We start from the raw sequence: 16,891 nt of genomic DNA, 5'->3' as shown, positions 1-16,891 counted from the left end.
CGGTGACGCAGCACCCCCCGACCGCGGACGAGCTGCTCCGTTCGGTCACCGACACATTCGGCGCGGACACCCCGCCGAGCGACGAGGACAGCCTCATCACCTGGGGCCTGGACTCCATCACCCTGATGAAGATCGCGAGCGGCTGGCGCCGGCAGGGCGTCCGCGTCACCTTCGCGGAACTGGCCAAGGAGCCCACGCTGAGGGCGTGGCGCGCGCTGTTGGCGGCTCACACCGGCGTGGCTCCCGAGCCCGCTCCCGTCGCTGTCCCGGTCGCTGACCCCGGGGAACCGTTCCCCCTGGCCGTCATGCAGCACGCCTACTGGATCGGCCGCGGCGAGGACACCACCCTCGGTTCCGTCGCCGCGCATCTCTACGTCGAGTTCGACGGCGCCGACGTGGATCCGGAACGGCTCGACACCGCCGTACGAGCCCTCGTGGAGCGGCACGGGATGCTCCGCGCCCGTTTCACCGACGACGGCCGTCAAGAGATCCTTCCCGCGCTCACCCGCCCCGTGACCGCGGTCAACGACCTGCGGGCACTCGACGCCGGCACACTCGCGGCCGAACTGGAGGACCTCCGGCACTCCTCCTCGCACGCCCGGCTCGACGTCGCGGCCGGCGAGGTCTTCTCCGTGCAGCTCTCCCTGCTGCCCGACGGCCGCAGCCGGCTCCACGTCGACGTCGACATGCTCGCCGCGGACGCCCTCAGCTACCGCGTCCTGCTCTCCGACCTCGCCCACCTCTACGAGCACCCGGCGACGCTGCTGCCGACGATCCGCACCAGCTACCCGGAGTACCTCGCCGAACGCGCCACCGTACGGCGGCTCAGCCACGAGGACTCGCGGAAATGGTGGCAGGAGCGCATCCCCGAACTGCCCAGCGCACCCGAACTCCCGCTCGTACCGGAGGCGGAGCGCGCCGACCCCACCCGGGTCACGCGCCGCCACCACTGGCTGCGGGCGGAGGAGAAGCAGCGCCTGACCGCCCGGGCGCACCGGCACGGGCTGACCCCGGCGATGGCGGTGGCGGCCGCCTTTTCGGAGGTGCTGGCCGCCTTCAGCGGCCAGGCGCGCTTCCTCCTCAACGTCCCCATGTTCGACCGCCGCGGCTCCCACCCCGATGTCGACCTGCTCGTCGGCGACTTCACCAGCTCGGTCCTCCTCGACGTGGACCTGGCCGGACAGGACTCCTTCACCGAGCACGCCCGGCGCCTCCAGGACCGTATGCACACCGACGCCGCCCACGCCGACTACTCCGGTGTGGAGGTCCTGCGCGACCTGTCCCGGCACCGGGGCGAACAGGTTCTGGCTCCGGTCGTGTTCACCAGTGCGCTGAACCTGGGGGAGCTGTTCGACGCGGGCGTACGGCAGTCCTTCGGGGAGCCGGTCTGGATCATCTCCCAGGGCCCGCAGGTGGTCCTGGACTGCCAGGTGACCGAGGTCGACGGCGGGCTCCTGGTCAACTGGGACGTCCGCGAGGACGCCTTCCCCGAGGGTCTGGTCGACGCCATGTCCGCCGCCTTCCACGGGCTGGTGAGCAGGCTCGGCACCGAGGACGCGGTCTGGGAGCGGCCGGTGCCCGCGCTGCTGTCGGACGAGCAGAAGGCGGTGCGTGCGGCGGTCAACACCACCGAGGGGCCGCGCAGTCACCGGCTGCTGCACCAGGGGTTCTTCGAGCGGGCGGCCGAGCGGCCGGACGCGCCGGCGCTGCTCTGGGCCTCCGAAGGGGCCTTGTCCTACGGCGAGTTGGCGGACCGGGCGCTGAGGGTCGCGGCCGACCTGGTGGAGCGGGGTGTGCGGCCGGGGGACACGGTCGCGGTCAGCCTGCCCAAGGGACCCGACCAGATCACCGCCGTCCTCGGCGTGCTCGCCGCGGGCGCCGCCTACGTGCCCGTCGGCGTGGAGCAACCGCCCGCTCGCCGGGAGCGTATTCGGGCCACCGCGGGATTCCGGGTGGTCCTGGACTCGGTGTCGCTGAGCCACGCTCCCCTCGCCGAACCGGTGGGCGTGGACGAGGAGCGGCCCGCCTATGTGCTGTTCACCTCCGGCTCGACCGGTGAGCCCAAGGGGGTCGAGGTACCGCACCGGGCGGCCGTGAACACCGTCGACGACCTCAACGAGCGCTATGGCGTGGGCCCTTCGGACCGCTGCCTCGCCCTCTCGGCCCTCGACTTCGACCTCTCCGTCTACGACACGTTCGGGCTGCTGGGCGCGGGCGGCGCCCTGGTCCTCGTGGACGACGCCGACCGGCGCGAGGCCGGTCAGTGGGCGGAGCTGGTGCGTACCCACGGGGTGACCCTGCTGAACTGCGTGCCGCCCCTGCTCGACATGCTGCTCCTCGCGCCGGGCGAACTCGGCACGCTGCGAGCGGTGTTGCTCGGCGGCGACTGGGTAGGCACCGATCTGCCGGGGCGGCTCGCCGCACGGGCGCCGGGGTGCCGGTTCACCGGTCTGGGCGGGACGACGGAGACCGCGATCCACTCCACGGTCTGCGAGGTGACGGGCGATCAGGTGCCCGCCGGGTGGAAGGCGGTGCCGTACGGCGCTCCGCTGCGCAACGTGCGGTGCCGGGTCGTCGACGGCCGGGGCCGGGACTGCCCCGACTGGGTGCCGGGGGAGCTGTGGATCGGCGGGGACGGGGTGGCGCTCGGCTACCGGGCCGATCCGGTGCGCACGGCCGAGAAGTTCACCGAGGCGGACGGGGTGCGCTGGTACCGCACCGGTGACCTCGCCCGCTACTGGCCCGACGGCACCCTGGAGTTCCTCGGCCGCCGCGACCACCAGGTGAAGCTGCGCGGCTTCCGGATCGAGCTGGGCGAGGTGGAGGCGGCGCTCGCCGGACATCCCGCGGTGCGCCGGGCCGTCGCCGGGCTCACCCGGGGGCAGGGGGTCCAGCTGGCGGCCGCCGTGGCCGCCGAGCGGGGGACGGCCGTGGAGGAACTGCGGGAGTGGCTGCGGTCGGTGCTGCCGTCGCACATGATCCCGTCGCGGATCGCCGTCGCCCAGGAGCTTCCGCTCACCTCCAACGGCAAGCTGGACCGGCGGGCCGTGCGGCAACTGTGGGAGGCCGAGGAGGAGTTGGAGCACCGGGCGCCCGGGACCGCGCTGGAGACGGTCGTGGCCCGGGTCTGGGCGGACGTCCTCGGTGTCGAACGGGTCGGCCTCGACGACGGCTTCTTCGCGCTCGGCGGCGACTCCGTGCTCGCCACGGTCATCGTGAGCAGGCTCCGGGAGGTCCTCGACACCTCCGAGGTGTCCGTACGGGCCCTGTTCGCCACGCTGACGGCCGGGAGCATGGCCAAGCGGCTGTCCGCCGAGGAGGGGGCCCCCGGCCGCCTGGAGCAGGTCGCCGCGATCCAGCTGGAGATCGAGGACATGTCGGCCGAGGAGATCGAGGAGGCCCTGCGCGAGACGTGAGCGACGAGGAGGGGCGGGCCGCACCCGATGCGGCCCGCCCCTCCCGTTCCCCCTCGGGTCAGTCGAACTTGGCGAAGCCCTTGTCCAGGTTGTCCAGCGCCCACGGGATGCCGAGCGCGGACGGACTGCGCAGCTGGCTGATGGTGGCGACGTCGGTCACCACGTAGTTGCCCTTCTTCACCGCGGACATGTTCTTCACCAGCGCGCTGGACTCGAAGGCCTTCTTCAGGTCCGGTGTGGTGAACGCGATGATCACCAGGTCGGCGTCGAGCTTGTCGAGCTGTTCGAAGGACAGCTCACCGGTCGGACTGCCGCTCACCGTCTTGATGCCGGTGACCGACGGCGTCAGCTTCAGCCCGACCTCGCTCATCAGCTTCGCGGCGAAGTCGTCCTCGGAGGCGATGGTGTAGATCTTGGCCGGGGTGTTGCCGATGGAGAGGCTGTAGGTCTTGCCCGCGAGGCCCGGGTGCTTGGCCTTCACCGCGGCGATGGCGGCCTCGGTGTCCTTGACGACCTTCGCGGCCTCGTCCGGCTTGCCGACGGCCTGGCCCACCACTTCGACGTGCTCCTGCCAGGTCTGCTGCCCCCACGCCGTCTCGTAGCCGATGGTGGGGGCCACGGCGGCGAGCTTCTTGTAGTCCTTGTCCAGCGTGAAGTCCGAGGTGGCCAGGATCAGATCCGGCTGGAGGGCGGCGACCGCCTCGTAGTCGACCGCCGTGAGCGTGTCGAGCAGCTCGGTCTTCTTGGTGTCGATCTTGTCCTTGAGCCACGGGTAGATGCCGTCGGAGCTCAGGGCGTCCTTGGAGATGGCGACGGGTGTGACGCCGAGGGCGTAGAGCGCGTCGATGTCGTCCGTGCCGGCGTTGCCGATCACCACGATCCGCTCGGGCGCCGACTTGATCTCGGTGCTGCCGAACTTGTGCTTGATCGTGACGGGGAACGCGTCCGAGGAGGCCCCGGCCGAGGCGCCGTCGGAGGAGGACGACGCGGGATCGTCGTCCTCCACGGAGCCGCAGGCGGCCAGCGCGGCGGCCAGGGCGACCGTGAGAAGGGTGGTGCGGAGTTTTCTCGACATGTGCATCCCTTTTCGCCAGATGCCGGCAGGACTCGGTACGCCGGTCAGTAAAGCAAGGTAAGGCTTGCCTCAGCAATGCGTTCCGGACAAGATCCTTGCTCGAACACGGATATGACGGTCAGTCATCCGACCTTGTCCGGGCGGGAGTTCGGGTGTCGGGTGAGGTAGCCGCCCATCGTCCGGAAGTAGTCGTTGGCGGCGAACTCCGTGCCGTCCTCGGTGCGCAGCCGCCGGACGACGAGCCCGCGGCAACGCCCGTTGTGGGCGTCGGCGCCGGCCACGATGACCACACCGTCGCCCTCGCGGATGAAGATCCGGCCCGGGGTGCCGCCGTAGAACGCCTCCGACACGGTCGCCTCGGTGATCCTGAGGCGTTCCCCGCGGTGGAAGGTGTACGCGTTCGGGTACGGGTCCGACTGGGCCCGCACGAGCCGCTCCAGACGTTCCGCCGGCCAGGTCCAGTCGATGCGGCTGTCCTCAAGTGACCGCTTGTGGAAGAAACTTGCCCGGCCGCGGTCCTGTGGCACCCACTGGCCGACGTCCTTGCCGGCGGCGATCAGGTCGAGCGACTCGCGCACGATCGGTGAGATCAGATCGACGGTCCGGTGGAACAGGTCGGTCGCGGTGTCGGCCGGTCCGACCGGCACCGACCGCTGGATGAGGATGTCCCCGGCGTCGAGCTCGGCGTTCATGCGGTGCGCGGTGACGCCCACCCGTGCCTCGCCGTTGATGAGTGCCCAGATCAGTGGCGAGAAGCCCGCGTACGCAGGCAGCAGCGAGTCGTGGATGTTGAGCGTGCCGTGCGGCGGCAGGTCGAACAGCTCCGGCGGCAGCCAGGTCCGCCAGTTGTTGGCGACGATGATGTCCGGCTCCGCCTCCCGCAGCGCGGCGAGGAGTTCGGGGTCGTCGGGCCGGTTGCGCAGCAGGACGGGGACGTCGTTCTTCTCGGCCAGTTCGGCGACGTTGTCGTCCCAGATCTTCTCGTAGGCGTGGTCGCTCCTGGGGTGGGTGACGACGAGGACGACTTCGTGGTCGGAGTCCAGCAGGGCCTGGAGTGTGCGGTGCCCCCAGGTCTGATAGCCGAACATGGCGACGCGCATGCGGTGCTCCCCTCGGACGGCCTCATTGCAAGGTAAGGCTTACCTTATCTAACATGTGGCTGCCTGAGGGAGGCGATGCCACGGTGAACTCACCGCTCACGGGATCGGATCGCACCTACGACATCCTCGGAATCGGCTTCGGCCCGTCAAATCTGGCCCTGGCCATAGCCATTGAGGAACACAACGCACACCTTCCACCCGAGCAACGGCTCGACGCCCTTTTCCTGGAACGCCAATCGGGCTTCGGCTGGCACCGGGGCATGCTCATCGACGACGCCACCATGCAGGTGTCCTTCCTCAAGGACCTGGTGACGTTACGCGACCCGGCCAGCGACTTCAGCTTTCTCTGCTTCCTGCGCGACCGCGGCCGGCTGGTCGACTTCCTGAACCAGAAGACCCTGTTCCCGCTGCGTGTCGAGTTCCACGAGTACTTCGCATGGGCCGCCGACCGGGTGCGCTCGCTCGTCGCCTACGACCACGAGGTGACCGCCGTCGACCCGGTCCGGGACGACTCGGGCGCCGTCACCAGCTTCGAGGTGGTCTGCGGCGGTGAGACGTACCGGGCCCGCAACCTGACCGTGGCCGTCGGTCTGGAACCCCATGTGCCACCGGGCGCCGAACTGTCCGAACGGGTCTGGCACAACAGCCAGTTGCTGCCCGGCGTGGAGAAACTCCTCGCCGAGGGCAAGCCGGTGCGACGGGCCGTCGTCCTGGGCGCGGGCCAGAGCGCCGCCGAGTCGGTCGACTACCTGCACCGCTCCTTCCCCGAGGCCGAGGTCTGCGCGGTCTTCTCCAAGTACGGCTACACCCCGGCGGACGACAGCCCGTTCGCCAACCGCATCTTCGACCCGGAGGCGGTGGACGTCTACTTCACCTCCCCCTCGGAGGTGAAACAGTCCCTGTTCGACTACCACCGCTCGACCAACTACTCCGTGGTCGACATGGAGTTGATCGAGGCCCTGTACGCGACCGCGTACCGCGAGAAGGTCACCGGCCGGGAGCGGCTGCGCTTCCTGAACGTCTCCCGCATCCGCGAGGTGAGTGAACGCGCCGACAACGCCCTCGACATCACCGTCGAATACCTCCCCACCGGCGAGGAGCGGACCATGGAGGCCGACCTGCTGGTGCACGCCACCGGATACCGGCCGCGGGACTTCACGACCCTGCTCGGCGAGGCGGCCAAGGTCTGTCTGCGGGACGACGGGGACGCCATCCGGGTGACCCGCGACCACCGCGTGGAGACCGCACCCGACGTCACCGCGGGCATCTACCTCCAGGGCGGCACCGAGCACACCCACGGACTGACCTCGACCCTGCTGTCCACGACGGCGATCCGGGCGGGCGAGATCCACCGCTCGCTGCTCGCGAGGCGGGTGGCCGACTCCGGCTGATCCGCCGGCCGCCGTCAGCCCAGCGCGCGATCCAGGTTGAACGCCGCGCTGATGAGCGCGAGATGCGTGAACGCCTGCGGGAAGTTGCCCTGTTGCTCGCCGGTGTGGCTGATCTCCTCGGCGTACAGGCCCAGATGGTTGGCGTACGTCAGCATCTTCTCGAAGGCGAGCCGTGCCTCGTCGACCCGGCCGGCGTGCACCATCGCCTCGACGTACCAGAAGGAGCAGATGGAGAACGTGCCCTCGTCGCCGCGCAGTCCGTCGGGGCTGGCCAGCGGGTCGTAGCGGTAGACCAGGGAGTCGGAGACCAGCTCCTGGGTGAGCGCGTCCAGGGTGGACAGCCACTTGGGGTCGGTCGGGGCGATGAACTTCGTCAGCGGCATCATGAGGACGGCGGCGTCCAGTACGTCGCCGTCCTCGTGCTGCACGAACGCCTTGCGGGTCTCGGACCAGCCCCGGCTCATGATCCGCCGGTAGATCGTGTCGCGGCACTCCAGCCAGCGCGGCAGATCCGCGGGCAGCCCGCGCCGGTGGGCCATGCGGATCGCCCGCTCGATCGCCACCCAGCACATCAGGCGTGAGTACAGGAAGTTCTTGCGGCCGCCCCGGGTCTCCCAGATCCCCTCGTCGGGCTGGTCCCAGTGCTCGCACACCCACTCCACCAGGGCGCACACATCGTCCCACTGGTCGCTGGAGATGGGCTTGGCCCACTTGTCGTAGAGGTAGATCGAGTCGATCAGCGCGCCGTAGATGTCGAGCTGGAGCTGGTCCGCCGCGGCGTTGCCGATCCGCACCGGAGCGGAGCCGTGATGCCCTTCCAGATGGGGGAGTTCGGACTCGGTGAGGTCGGTGCGGCCGTCGACGCCGTACATGATCTGGAGCGGTCCGGAGGGTTTGCCGTCGCCCGGACTGACGTGCTTGGTCACGAAGTTCATGAACGCCTCGGCCTCGCCGGTGAAGCCGAGCCGCAGCAGGGCGTACACACAGAACGCGGCGTCCCGCACCCACACGTACCGGTAGTCCCAGTTGCGCTCCCCGCCGAGCTGTTCGGGCAGGCTCGTGGTCGGCGCGGCCACGATCGCGCCGGTCGGCGCGTAGGTGAGCAGCTTGAGGGTCAGGGCCGAGCGGTGCACCATCTCCCGCCACCGGCCCCGGTACTTGGAGGCGGAGAGCCAGCGGCGCCAGTAGTCGACCGTGCTGTTGAACTGCTCCTCGGCCTCGGTGCGGGCGCACCGGCGCGGGGTCACCTCACCGCCGACCTGGTCCAGCGCGAACACCGCCGACTCGCCCTCGGCGAGCTTGAAGTCGGCGCGGGCGTCCTGGCCGTCGGTCTCCAGCGGCACGGTCGCGGTCAGGCCGAGCGAGAGGTCCGCGGAGTCGAAGACGGCGACATCGCCGACCATGCGCACGGTGTGCGGCTGCCTGCCGTAGTCGAACCGCGGGGCGACGCGGGTGCGGAACGGGAGGGAACCGCGCACGCACACCACCCGCCGGATCAGCCGGTGCCGCTCGGACTCGGCCGGCTCGCCGTCGACCGGCATGAAGTCCTGCACCTCGCCGACGCCGTCCTCGGTGAAGAAGCGGGTGATCAGGACGTTGGTGTCGGGGAAGTAGAACTGCTTCGTCTTCGCCGGCACCGACGCGGCGAGCTCGAAGGACCCGCCGCGCTCCGCGTCCAGGATCGAGGCGAAGACACTGGGGGCGTCGAAGGACGGGCAGCAGTACCAGTCGATCGTGCCGTCCGTGCCCACCAGGGCCACGCTCCGCAGGTCCCCGATCAGCCCGTGCTCGGCGATCGGCAGATACGGCTGGTCCAAAGGTGTTGCGCTCATCGCGGCCTCCCTGGAACCAGCCTAGGTCGGTTCGCTCCGCCAGGTGCCATGAACGGACTCAGACGGCGACGACCTGGATCCCCGCCTCCTCGAAGCGCCGCACGGCGTCCCCGCCGGCCGCCGTGTCCGTGACCAGCGTGTCCACCGCGTCGGCCGCGCAGATCCGGGCGAACGCGCGCTGCCCCAGTTTGCTGGAGTCGGCGGCCACGATCACCCGCTCGGCGCGCTCGCACAGCAGCCGGTTGATCGCGGCCTCGGCCTCGTCGTGCGCGGCGGCGCCGTGCGTGACGTCGAAGGCGACCACACCGAGCACCGCCACATCGATGGTGATCTGGCTCAGCACCCCGTCGGCGAGCGGCCCGATGAGCTCGTACGACTGCGCGCGCGCCACCCCGCCGGTCACCACGATCTTGAACTGCGGGCGTACGGCCAGCTCGTTGGCGATGTTCAGCGCGTTCGTGACGACGGTGAGCGCGGGCGAGCCGGAGGCCAGGTCGGGGCGTACGGCCAGGGCGCGGGCCACCTCCGTGGTGGTCGTGCCGCCGGTCAGGCCCACGGCGGTGCCAGGGGTGACGAGACCGGCGACCGCCTTGGCGATGCGCTGCTTCTCTGAGGCGTGCCGGGCCGTCTTGTAGCGCAGCGGCAGCTCGTAGGACACCCCGTGCACGACCGCGCCGCCCCGGGTGCGCACGAGCATCTGCTGCTCGGCCAGCTGGTCGAAGTCGCGGCGGATCGTGGCGGACGAGACCTCCAGTTCGGCGGCGGCCTCCTCGACGTCCAGCCGGCCGCGCTCCACGAGCAGTTCCAGCAGCGCCTTCCAGCGGGCGTCGCGGGACATCCGCGCCCTCCCTTCCTCGATCTCTCCGTGACCCTAGCGCACCCCCGATGACAGGCGAATGCTTGATTCTGCTCGAAACCTCGCTATATCTTGCAGAAACAAGCATGTCGAGCTCATGGCAAGGGGAGGGGTCGCGACATGACGCATGTCGAGGACGAGCTGTTCAGTCAGCCCGAGTGCTGGATCCGCGCGGCGGCCGAGGCGCCGGAACACGCCGCCGCGCTGCCGGCACCGGGCGAGCGGGTCGCGATCGTGGGGTGCGGCACCTCGTACTTCATGGCGCAGTCCGCCGCGGCGCTGCGCGAGGGCGTGGGGCAGGGCGAGACGGACGCCTTCGCCGCCTCCGAGTTCCCGCACGGCCGCCCGTACGACCGCGTCCTCGCCCTCACCCGCTCCGGCACCACCACCGAAGTGCTGGAGCTGCTCGGGCGGTTGACGGGCCGTATCCGTACCACGGCCCTCACCGCCGACCCGCACACACCGGTCATGCGGGCCGCCGACGACGTCGTCGTGCTCGGCTTCGCGGACGAACGGTCCGTCGTGCAGACCCGGTTCGCGACCACCGCCCTGACCTTGCTCCGCGTCCACCTCGGCCTGCACACCGACGCCGTCGTCGCCGACGCCCGCACCGCGCTCGCCGGCCCGCTGCCCGAAGGGCTCGTCGACTGCGCGCAGTTCACCTTCCTCGGCCGCGGCTGGACCGTGGGGCTGGCCAACGAGGCCGGCCTGAAGATGCGCGAGGCGGCACTGTCCTGGACCGAGGCCTACCCGGCGATGGAGTACCGGCACGGCCCCATCAGCGTCACCACCCACGGCACCGCGACCTGGATGCTCGGCGAGGCGCCCGAGGGGCTGGCCGACCAGGTACGGGCGACCGGCGGGCTGTGGGTCGCGGGCGGTCTCGATCCGCTCGCCGAACTGGTCCGCGCCCAGCGGCTCGCCGTGGCCGTCGCCGCGTCCCGGGGGCTGGACCCGGACCGGCCGCGCCATCTCACCCGCTCCGTGATCCTCGCAGGTTCCTAGGAGCGGTCGTGACTCTGGTGACCACCGGCGAGCTCGTCACGCGGGCCGCCGCCGCGCACCGTGCCGTCGCCGCGTTCAACGTCGTCACGCTCGAACACGTCGAGGCGGTCGTCGCCGGCGCCGAGTCGGCGGGCTCCGCCGTCGTCCTCCAAGTCAGCGAGAACGCGGTCAAGTTCCGCCTCGGACGCCTGCTGCCCCTCGCCCGCGCCGCCGTCGCCGCGGCCGAACGCGCCGCCGTCCCCGTCGCGTTGCACCTGGACCACGTCCAGAGCGACGCCCTCCTGAGACAGGCTGCGGATGCCGGATTCAGCTCCGTGATGTACGACGCAGCCCGCCTGTCCTACGCCGAGAACCTCGCCGCCACCCATGCCGCCGCGGACTGGGCCCACGCCCAAGGCCTCTGGGTCGAGGCGGAGTTGGGCGCGGTCGGCGGCAAGAACGGCGAGCCGCCGCTGGACGCCCACGCGCCCGGCGCCCGCACGGATCCCGCCGAGGCCCACGCCTTCGTGACCGACTCCGGCGTGGACGCCCTCGCCGTCGCCATCGGCAGCTCGCACGCCATGACCACCCGCACCGCCACCCTCGACCACGCCCTGCTCGCACGCCTGTCCGCCGCGCTGGACGTACCGCTCGTCCTGCACGGCTCGTCGGGCCTGCCGGACGACGAACTGACCGCCGCCGTCGAGGGCGGCATCACCAAGGTCAACATCGGCACCGCCCTCAACATCGCCATGACCGGCGCCATACGCGAGTTCCTCACCGCCCACCCCGAGGCGGTCGACTCGCGCAAGTACCTCGGCGTGGGACGGGAGGCGATGGCGAGGGCGGTCGAGCGGATCATCCGGGTACTCGGGGGCGCGGCTACCTCTTGACGGCCCTCAGCACCACGAACTTCGGGTCGCTGGCCACCAGTTCGCTGTTCCCGAACAGCCGCCGCAGCTTGACGTGGTAGCCCAGGTGACGGTTGCCGATCACCCACAGCTCGCCGCCCGGCCGCAGCGCGCGCTGCGCGCCGGTGAACATCCGCCAGGCCGTGGCGTCGGTGGTCGCCTGGTGGGAGTGGAACGGCGGATTGTTGAGCACCAGGTCGGCACTCGCGTCCGCCACTCCGGCGAGCCCGTCCCCGACCCGGAACTCCGCATGCCCGGGAACGCCGTTCACCTTGTACGTCGACTCCGCGGAGGCCACGGCCTGGAACGACTCGTCCACGAACAGCACCTCGGCCTCGGGGTTCGCCAGCGCCACCGCCGTCCCCACGACCCCGTTGCCGCAGCCGAGATCCACGACCCGCTGCGCGCCCTCGCTGTCCGGCAGGTGCTGGAGGAAGAACCGGGTGCCGACATCCAGGCGCTCGGCACAGAAGACGCCCGCGTGATTGACCACCGTGCGCCCCGACACCGTGCCGACGCCGTCGGGCAGCTCATAGCGGTACGGCCACGGACTGGCGGCGGGCTCCGGGGTGGGCTCGGGCGTGCAGAAGATCAGCCGGGCCTTCTTCTCGGCGAGCGAGGTGCGGGTCGGTCCGAGGATCCGCTCGAACAGCTTCAGCGTCGAGGTGTGGATCTCCTTCGCCATCCCGGTGCCGACGACGACCGTGCCCTCGTGCACCGCGGGCGCCAGCCGCAGCAGCTGGTCCTCCAGCAGGGCCAGGCTCTTCGGCACCCGCACCAGCAGGACATCGATCCGGCCGGGCGGCGGATCCTGGGTGGTGAGGAGCCGCACCGCCCCGGTCTCGACGCCGACCCGGGCCAGGTTCGCCCGGGTCGCCTCCTGGGTGAGATAGGAGTCGGTGATCTGCACCGGCCGGTGCGCGGCCAGCGCCGTGACCAGCGCGCCCCAGCGGTCGCCGAGGACCACGACCGTGCCGGACAGCGGGACCTCCTGCTCGGCCAGGTGTCTCAGGAGGTACTCGTCCGAGGCGTCCCAGGCACGCAGCCGGTCACGCGGGTCCTCGGGGAAACGGGCCAGCGCGAGCTCGCCCCAGGGCGTCGTCATTCGGTCGGTCATCGTGGGTCCAGGCTAGCGGAGCCGCAGCTCACGCCCGGTCGGGCAGGATGGGGACCATGGACGCCGAGCTGTTCCCGAGGTCCCGCACGGAGGTCGCGCCGGGCGCGGTGCACCTGCCTGACTGGCTCGACACGACCCGGCAGCGCGAGCTGCTGGCGGCCTGTCGCGAGTGGGCCCGCCCACCGGCGGGGCTGCGTACGGTCCACACCCCCGGCGGCGGCACGATGACCGCCCGCCAGGTCTGCCTGGGCCGGCACTGGTACCCGTACGGCTACGCCCGCACGGTCGTCGACGGCGACGGCGCCCCGGTGAAGCCCTTCCCCGAGTGGTTGGGGGAGCTGGGCCGCAGCGCGGTGCGGGACGCCTTCGGGACGCCCTCTGCCACGGCGGGGAGCCCACGCGGGGCGACCTCACCGTCGTACGACATCGCACTGATCAATTTCTACGACGGCGACGCCCGCATGGGCATGCACCGCGACAGCGACGAGAAGGCCGACGACCCGGTCGTGTCCCTGAGCCTCGGCGACACCTGTGTCTTCCGGTTCGGCAACACCGAGACGCGGACGAAGCCGTACACGGACGTCGAGCTGCGCAGCGGGGACCTGTTCGTGTTCGGCGGGCCCTCGCGGCTCGCGTACCACGGGGTGCCGAAGGTGTACCCGGGTACCGCGCCCCCGGAGTTGGGGCTGGCCGGGCGGCTGAACATCACGCTCAGAGTCAGTGGCCTGTAGGACGCCGGCACAGCGGATCATGGGAGACTCGCCCTCATGAGCGGCAATGCGGATCCCCGGCCGACGGGGGAAGGAACGACCTCGAGGACGCGGTTGGACCGGGGACGCGGTGCGCTCGGGCCCGCTCTGGAGCTCGTGCACACCGGACGCGCCCCCACCCGCGCCGTGCTCACCGCCGAACTCGGAGTGACACGCGCCACTGCCGGCGCGGTCGCCGCCGAACTGGAGGCGCTCGGGCTGATCCGGGTCGACGCCCGGCCCGGCGCGGCCGCCGGTTCGCAGGGCAGGCCCTCGCACCGGCTCGCGGTCGCCGAGGACGGGCCCGTCGTCCTTGCCGCGCAGGTGCACGCCGACGGATTCCGGGCGGCACTGGTCGGCCTGGGCGGCCGGATCGTCGCCACCGCACCCGGCTGCGAGACCGTCGACGCCGACCCGGCGAAGGTCCTCGCCTCGGTCGTCGAGGCGGGCGCCGAGCTGCTGCGCACCACCGGCCTGCGCTGCGTGGGCGCCGGCCTCGCGGTCCCCTCCGCCGTCGCCGAACCCGACGGGACCGCCCTCAACCCGCTGCACCTGGCCTGGCCCGTGGGCGCCCCCGTCCGCCGGATCTTCGCGGAGTGCGTCCGTGCCGCCGGTATCGCCGGACCGGCCTTCGCGGGCAACGACGTCAACCTCGCCGCGCTCGCCGAGCACCGGCACGGCGCGGGCCGCGGCGCCCGCGACCTGCTGTGCGTGGCCACCGGGCACCGGGGCGTGGGCGGGGCGCTGGTCCTCGACGGCCGTCTGCACACCGGCAGTTCGGGCCTGGCGCTCGAGGTCGGCCATCTGACCGTCAACCCCGAGGGCCGTCCCTGCCACTGCGGCAGCCGCGGCTGTCTGGACGTCGAGGCCGACCCGCTCGCCTTCCTCGACGCCGTGGGCCGTGAGCCCGGACCCGAGGTGTCCCTGCTCCAGCAGTCCAACGAACTGATCCGCGACCACTACGACGACCCGGCCGTCCGCACCGCCACCGAGGCCCTCATCGACCGCCTCGGACTGGGCCTCGCGGGCCTGGTCAACATCCTCAACCCGGACCGCATCATCCTCGGCGGCCTGCACCGCACCCTCCTCGACGCCGACCCGGACCGGCTGCGCGCGGTCGTCGCCGACCGCAGCCTGTGGGGGCAGAGCGGCGGCGTACCGATCCTCGCGTGCACCCTCGACCACAACAGCCTGGTCGGAGCCGCCGAGTTGGCATGGCAGCCGGTGCTGGACGACCCGCTGGGGGCGCTAACCCACCAGTGACTGGATGCCGAGCACGGAGACCAACTCCAGCTTCTCGGCGGCCTCGGTACCCGGTTCGGCCGAGTAGACGAGGATGTGCAGATCGCTGCCCTCCACCCGGAGCAGATCGCAGTCCAACGTCAGCAGGCCCACCTGCGGATGCTCGATCGTCTTGCGCGAGGCCTCCAGCCGGCCCACCACACCCGCGTCCCACAGCTCGGCGAACCGCTCGCTGCCCGCCCGCAGCTCCGCGATCAGACGCCGCAGTTGCGGATCGGCGGGGTACCGGGACGCCGTCGCCCGCAGTTCGGCGACCATGCCGGCCTCGAACGCGCGCCGCTCGTCCGGAGTGTGCCGGACCCGGCCCGGCGCGCCGAGGAAGTTGCGCCACACCCCGTTGCGCTCGAAGCCGCGCAGGCCGGACGGGTCGCCCATCAGCGCCGCGTACATCGGATTGGCCATGAGCAGCGTCATCGCCGCGTCGGAGACCCCGACGGGAGTGTCCACCAGCCGGTCCAACAGCCGCTGCACGCTGGGCGTGATGTACCCCGGCACCGTCTCGGGACCCGGCGGCATCAGCCCGGCCAGCCGGAACAGATACCCCCGCTCGTCCCCCGACAGCCGCAGCGCCCGTGCCAGCGCCTCCACGACCTGCCCCGACGGACTGGCCGCCCGCCCCTGTTCGAGCCGCGTGACGTAGTCGACCGAGATCCCCGCCAGCAGGGCCAGCTCCTCCCGCCGCAGCCCGGCCGCGCGCCGCTGACCACCGGCGGGCAGCCCGGCCGTCCCCGGGGCGACCCGGTCGCGCCAGCGCCGCAGCGCCTGTCCCAGCTCCGTCGTCGTCATGCCTCCAGTCAACCGCGTGGGCCGACGTGGTGCCTGGTACTGCGAGTCCCAGGAAGAAGGGTCTTCTGGCTGTCGGGGCCGCCGCGCCGGAACGTGGAGCCCATGACGACCACACTCATCACCGGAGCCAACAAGGGCCTCGGCTTCGAGACCGCCCGCCGACTCCTCGCCGCAGGTCACACCGTCTACATCGGCGCCCGGGACGCCGAGCGCGGCCGGCGCGCCGCCGAACGGCTCGGCGCCCGTTTCGTCCAGCTCGACGTCACCGACGAGGCCTCGGTCCGGGCCGCCGCGAAGACCGTCGAGGCCGACGGCGGGCTCGACGTACTGATCAACAACGCCGGCATCGAGCAGCGGGGCGAGAACAACACCGTTCCCGGCGCAGCGGAACTCACCGCCGACACCCTGCGGGCCGTGTTCGACACGAACGTCTTCGGCGTCGTCCGCGTCACCCACGCCTTCCTGCCCCTGCTCCGGCGCTCGGCCGCCCCCGTCGTGGTCAACGTCAGCAGCGGTCTGGCCTCGCTGTCCAAGGTGTCCGACCCGGCCGATCCGGCACACCCGTACCCCGGCGTCGCCTACCCGGCGTCCAAGACCACGGTCAACATGCTCACCGTGCAGTACGCGAAGGCGTTCCCCGACATGCGCGTCAACGCCGTCGAACCGGGCTTCACCGCGACCGACCTCAACGGCCGCACGGGCACCCAGACCGTCGAACAGGGCGCCGAGATCATCGTCCGCATGGCACAGATCGGCCCCGACGGCCCGACCGGCGCCTACGTCGACGCGGAGGGCACACTGCCCTGGTGATCCTCGGCGCTCTCCCGGATCCGCGTCCGAGGCGTCCCGGTCTACGACGACGGGCACCCACATCCGCCGCGACCTGCTCGCCCGCGTGCTCGACGCGTAGGCTCGGGGCCATGCGGATCTCCGTCTCCTCGGACATGGACGAACCCGTGGCCCGCAGCCTCGTCGCCGAGCTGCGCGCACGCGGTCATGAAGTGGTCGCCCACGGGGCGCTGCACCCCGGATCCGACCCCCAGTGGGCGGTGTGCTCGGAGGCGGCGGCGCGGGACGTGGCCACCGGCGCGGCGGACCAGGCGGTGGTGTGCTGCTGGACCGGCACGGGCGCCTCCATCGCCGCGAACAAGGTCCCGGGCGTCCGGGCCGCCCTGTGCACCGACGCGTACACCGCGGACGGCGCCCGCCGCTGGAACGACGCCAATGTCCTCGCCCTCAGCCTGCGTCTGACCTCCGAGCCGCTGCTCAAGGAGATCCTCGACGCCTGGTTCGCCGGTGAGGCCGGCGAGGACGCCGAGGACCGGGAGAACGTGGCGCGCATCGAGCTCCTGGACCGTGAGAGGCCGTGAGT

General features: G+C 71.6%; 14 protein-coding genes. 8 read left to right on the top strand and 6 right to left on the bottom strand.

Annotation, left to right across the window (positions count from 1 at the left end):
- Positions 1 to 2: 2 nt before the first annotated feature.
- On the top strand, positions 3 to 3,416 hold the full coding sequence (locus ACFY0U_RS21520; RefSeq protein ID WP_388638067.1) for an amino acid adenylation domain-containing protein: 3,414 nt from the start codon (positions 3 to 5) through the stop codon (positions 3,414 to 3,416).
- Positions 3,417 to 3,474: 58 nt separating this feature from the next.
- Here ACFY0U_RS21520 and ACFY0U_RS21515 read toward each other — a convergent pair whose 3' ends face one another.
- The gene (locus ACFY0U_RS21515; RefSeq protein ID WP_388638064.1) at positions 3,475 to 4,491 is read right to left on the bottom strand and encodes an iron-siderophore ABC transporter substrate-binding protein; all 1,017 of its coding nucleotides are present in this window, start codon (positions 4,489 to 4,491) and stop codon (positions 3,475 to 3,477) included.
- Between the two features lie 122 nt (positions 4,492 to 4,613).
- The gene (locus ACFY0U_RS21510) at positions 4,614 to 5,591 is read right to left on the bottom strand and encodes a methionyl-tRNA formyltransferase (RefSeq protein ID WP_388638061.1); all 978 of its coding nucleotides are present in this window, start codon (positions 5,589 to 5,591) and stop codon (positions 4,614 to 4,616) included.
- 83 nt (positions 5,592 to 5,674) lie between these two features.
- Here ACFY0U_RS21510 and ACFY0U_RS21505 point away from each other — a divergent pair, with 83 nt between their 5' ends.
- The gene (locus ACFY0U_RS21505) at positions 5,675 to 6,982 is read left to right on the top strand and encodes a lysine N(6)-hydroxylase/L-ornithine N(5)-oxygenase family protein (RefSeq protein ID WP_388638058.1); all 1,308 of its coding nucleotides are present in this window, start codon (positions 5,675 to 5,677) and stop codon (positions 6,980 to 6,982) included.
- 14 nt (positions 6,983 to 6,996) lie between these two features.
- On the opposite strand, the gene ACFY0U_RS21500 is transcribed toward ACFY0U_RS21505, so the two are convergent.
- Both ACFY0U_RS21500 and ACFY0U_RS21495 read right to left on the bottom strand, forming a co-directional pair.
- Positions 6,997 to 8,814, bottom strand: coding sequence for a glycoside hydrolase family 15 protein (locus ACFY0U_RS21500; RefSeq protein WP_388638055.1), 1,818 nt, complete (start codon positions 8,812 to 8,814; stop codon positions 6,997 to 6,999).
- 58 nt (positions 8,815 to 8,872) lie between these two features.
- A complete protein-coding gene (locus ACFY0U_RS21495; protein ID WP_388638052.1) occupies positions 8,873 to 9,652 on the bottom strand; it encodes a DeoR/GlpR family DNA-binding transcription regulator in 780 nt (259 codons plus the stop codon).
- A 138-nt stretch (positions 9,653 to 9,790) separates the two neighbouring features.
- Here ACFY0U_RS21495 and ACFY0U_RS21490 point away from each other — a divergent pair, with 138 nt between their 5' ends.
- Complete coding sequence (locus tag ACFY0U_RS21490) at positions 9,791 to 10,675, top strand: SIS domain-containing protein (RefSeq protein WP_388638049.1); 885 nt, start codon at positions 9,791 to 9,793, stop codon at positions 10,673 to 10,675.
- A gap of 8 nt (positions 10,676 to 10,683) precedes the next feature.
- Positions 10,684 to 11,547, top strand: coding sequence for a ketose-bisphosphate aldolase (locus tag ACFY0U_RS21485; RefSeq protein WP_388638046.1), 864 nt, complete (start codon positions 10,684 to 10,686; stop codon positions 11,545 to 11,547).
- Here the strand turns inward: ACFY0U_RS21485 and ACFY0U_RS21480 are convergent.
- Complete coding sequence (locus ACFY0U_RS21480) at positions 11,537 to 12,670, bottom strand: methyltransferase (protein ID WP_388638275.1); 1,134 nt, start codon at positions 12,668 to 12,670, stop codon at positions 11,537 to 11,539. The two genes, ACFY0U_RS21485 and ACFY0U_RS21480, sit on opposite strands and share 11 nt — an antisense overlap.
- 68 nt (positions 12,671 to 12,738) lie before the next feature.
- Here ACFY0U_RS21480 and ACFY0U_RS21475 point away from each other — a divergent pair, with 68 nt between their 5' ends.
- Together ACFY0U_RS21475 and ACFY0U_RS21470 are read left to right on the top strand one after the other, a co-directional pair.
- The gene (locus ACFY0U_RS21475) at positions 12,739 to 13,413 is read left to right on the top strand and encodes an alpha-ketoglutarate-dependent dioxygenase AlkB family protein (RefSeq protein WP_388638043.1); all 675 of its coding nucleotides are present in this window, start codon (positions 12,739 to 12,741) and stop codon (positions 13,411 to 13,413) included.
- A 36-nt stretch (positions 13,414 to 13,449) separates the two neighbouring features.
- Entirely contained in the window at positions 13,450 to 14,694 is a 1,245-nt protein-coding gene (locus ACFY0U_RS21470) for an ROK family protein (RefSeq protein WP_388638040.1), read from the top strand.
- On the opposite strand, the gene ACFY0U_RS21465 is transcribed toward ACFY0U_RS21470, so the two are convergent.
- Entirely contained in the window at positions 14,680 to 15,519 is an 840-nt protein-coding gene (locus ACFY0U_RS21465; RefSeq protein WP_388638038.1) for a helix-turn-helix transcriptional regulator, read from the bottom strand. The genes ACFY0U_RS21470 and ACFY0U_RS21465 overlap by 15 nt on opposite strands.
- 102 nt (positions 15,520 to 15,621) lie before the next feature.
- Between ACFY0U_RS21465 and ACFY0U_RS21460 the strand changes: the two genes are divergently transcribed.
- Both ACFY0U_RS21460 and ACFY0U_RS21455 read left to right on the top strand, forming a co-directional pair.
- On the top strand, positions 15,622 to 16,329 hold the full coding sequence (locus ACFY0U_RS21460; RefSeq protein WP_388638035.1) for an SDR family NAD(P)-dependent oxidoreductase: 708 nt from the start codon (positions 15,622 to 15,624) through the stop codon (positions 16,327 to 16,329).
- Between the two features lie 110 nt (positions 16,330 to 16,439).
- Positions 16,440 to 16,889, top strand: a complete 450-nt coding sequence (locus tag ACFY0U_RS21455; RefSeq protein ID WP_388638032.1) for an RpiB/LacA/LacB family sugar-phosphate isomerase — start codon at positions 16,440 to 16,442, stop codon at positions 16,887 to 16,889.
- Positions 16,890 to 16,891 lie beyond the last annotated feature (2 nt).

Origin of the sequence: Streptomyces sp. NPDC001536, assembly GCF_042894505.1 — a bacterium.
Lineage (GTDB): Bacteria > Actinomycetota > Actinomycetes > Streptomycetales > Streptomycetaceae > Streptomyces.
Note: the sequence above shows the minus strand (reverse complement) of the source record. Positions and strands in the feature narration are given on the sequence as shown.

What these genes read in the sequence shown, in the direction of transcription:
- ACFY0U_RS21510 (WP_388638061.1), bottom strand. Translation starts at nt 5,591, where the DNA reads ATGCGCGTCGCCATGTTCGGCTATCAGACCTGGGGGCACCGCACACTC.
- ACFY0U_RS21455 (WP_388638032.1), top strand. Translation starts at nt 16,440, where the DNA reads ATGCGGATCTCCGTCTCCTCGGACATGGACGAACCCGTGGCCCGCAGC.
- ACFY0U_RS21475 (WP_388638043.1), top strand. Translation starts at nt 12,739, where the DNA reads ATGGACGCCGAGCTGTTCCCGAGGTCCCGCACGGAGGTCGCGCCGGGC.
- ACFY0U_RS21490 (WP_388638049.1), top strand. Translation starts at nt 9,791, where the DNA reads ATGACGCATGTCGAGGACGAGCTGTTCAGTCAGCCCGAGTGCTGGATC.
- ACFY0U_RS21495 (WP_388638052.1), bottom strand. Translation starts at nt 9,652, where the DNA reads ATGTCCCGCGACGCCCGCTGGAAGGCGCTGCTGGAACTGCTCGTGGAG.
- ACFY0U_RS21465 (WP_388638038.1), bottom strand. Translation starts at nt 15,519, where the DNA reads ATGACGACGACGGAGCTGGGACAGGCGCTGCGGCGCTGGCGCGACCGG.
- ACFY0U_RS21515 (WP_388638064.1), bottom strand. Translation starts at nt 4,491, where the DNA reads ATGTCGAGAAAACTCCGCACCACCCTTCTCACGGTCGCCCTGGCCGCC.
- ACFY0U_RS21470 (WP_388638040.1), top strand. Translation starts at nt 13,450, where the DNA reads ATGAGCGGCAATGCGGATCCCCGGCCGACGGGGGAAGGAACGACCTCG.
- ACFY0U_RS21460 (WP_388638035.1), top strand. Translation starts at nt 15,622, where the DNA reads ATGACGACCACACTCATCACCGGAGCCAACAAGGGCCTCGGCTTCGAG.
- ACFY0U_RS21500 (WP_388638055.1), bottom strand. Translation starts at nt 8,814, where the DNA reads ATGAGCGCAACACCTTTGGACCAGCCGTATCTGCCGATCGCCGAGCAC.
- ACFY0U_RS21480 (WP_388638275.1), bottom strand. Translation starts at nt 12,670, where the DNA reads ATGACGACGCCCTGGGGCGAGCTCGCGCTGGCCCGTTTCCCCGAGGAC.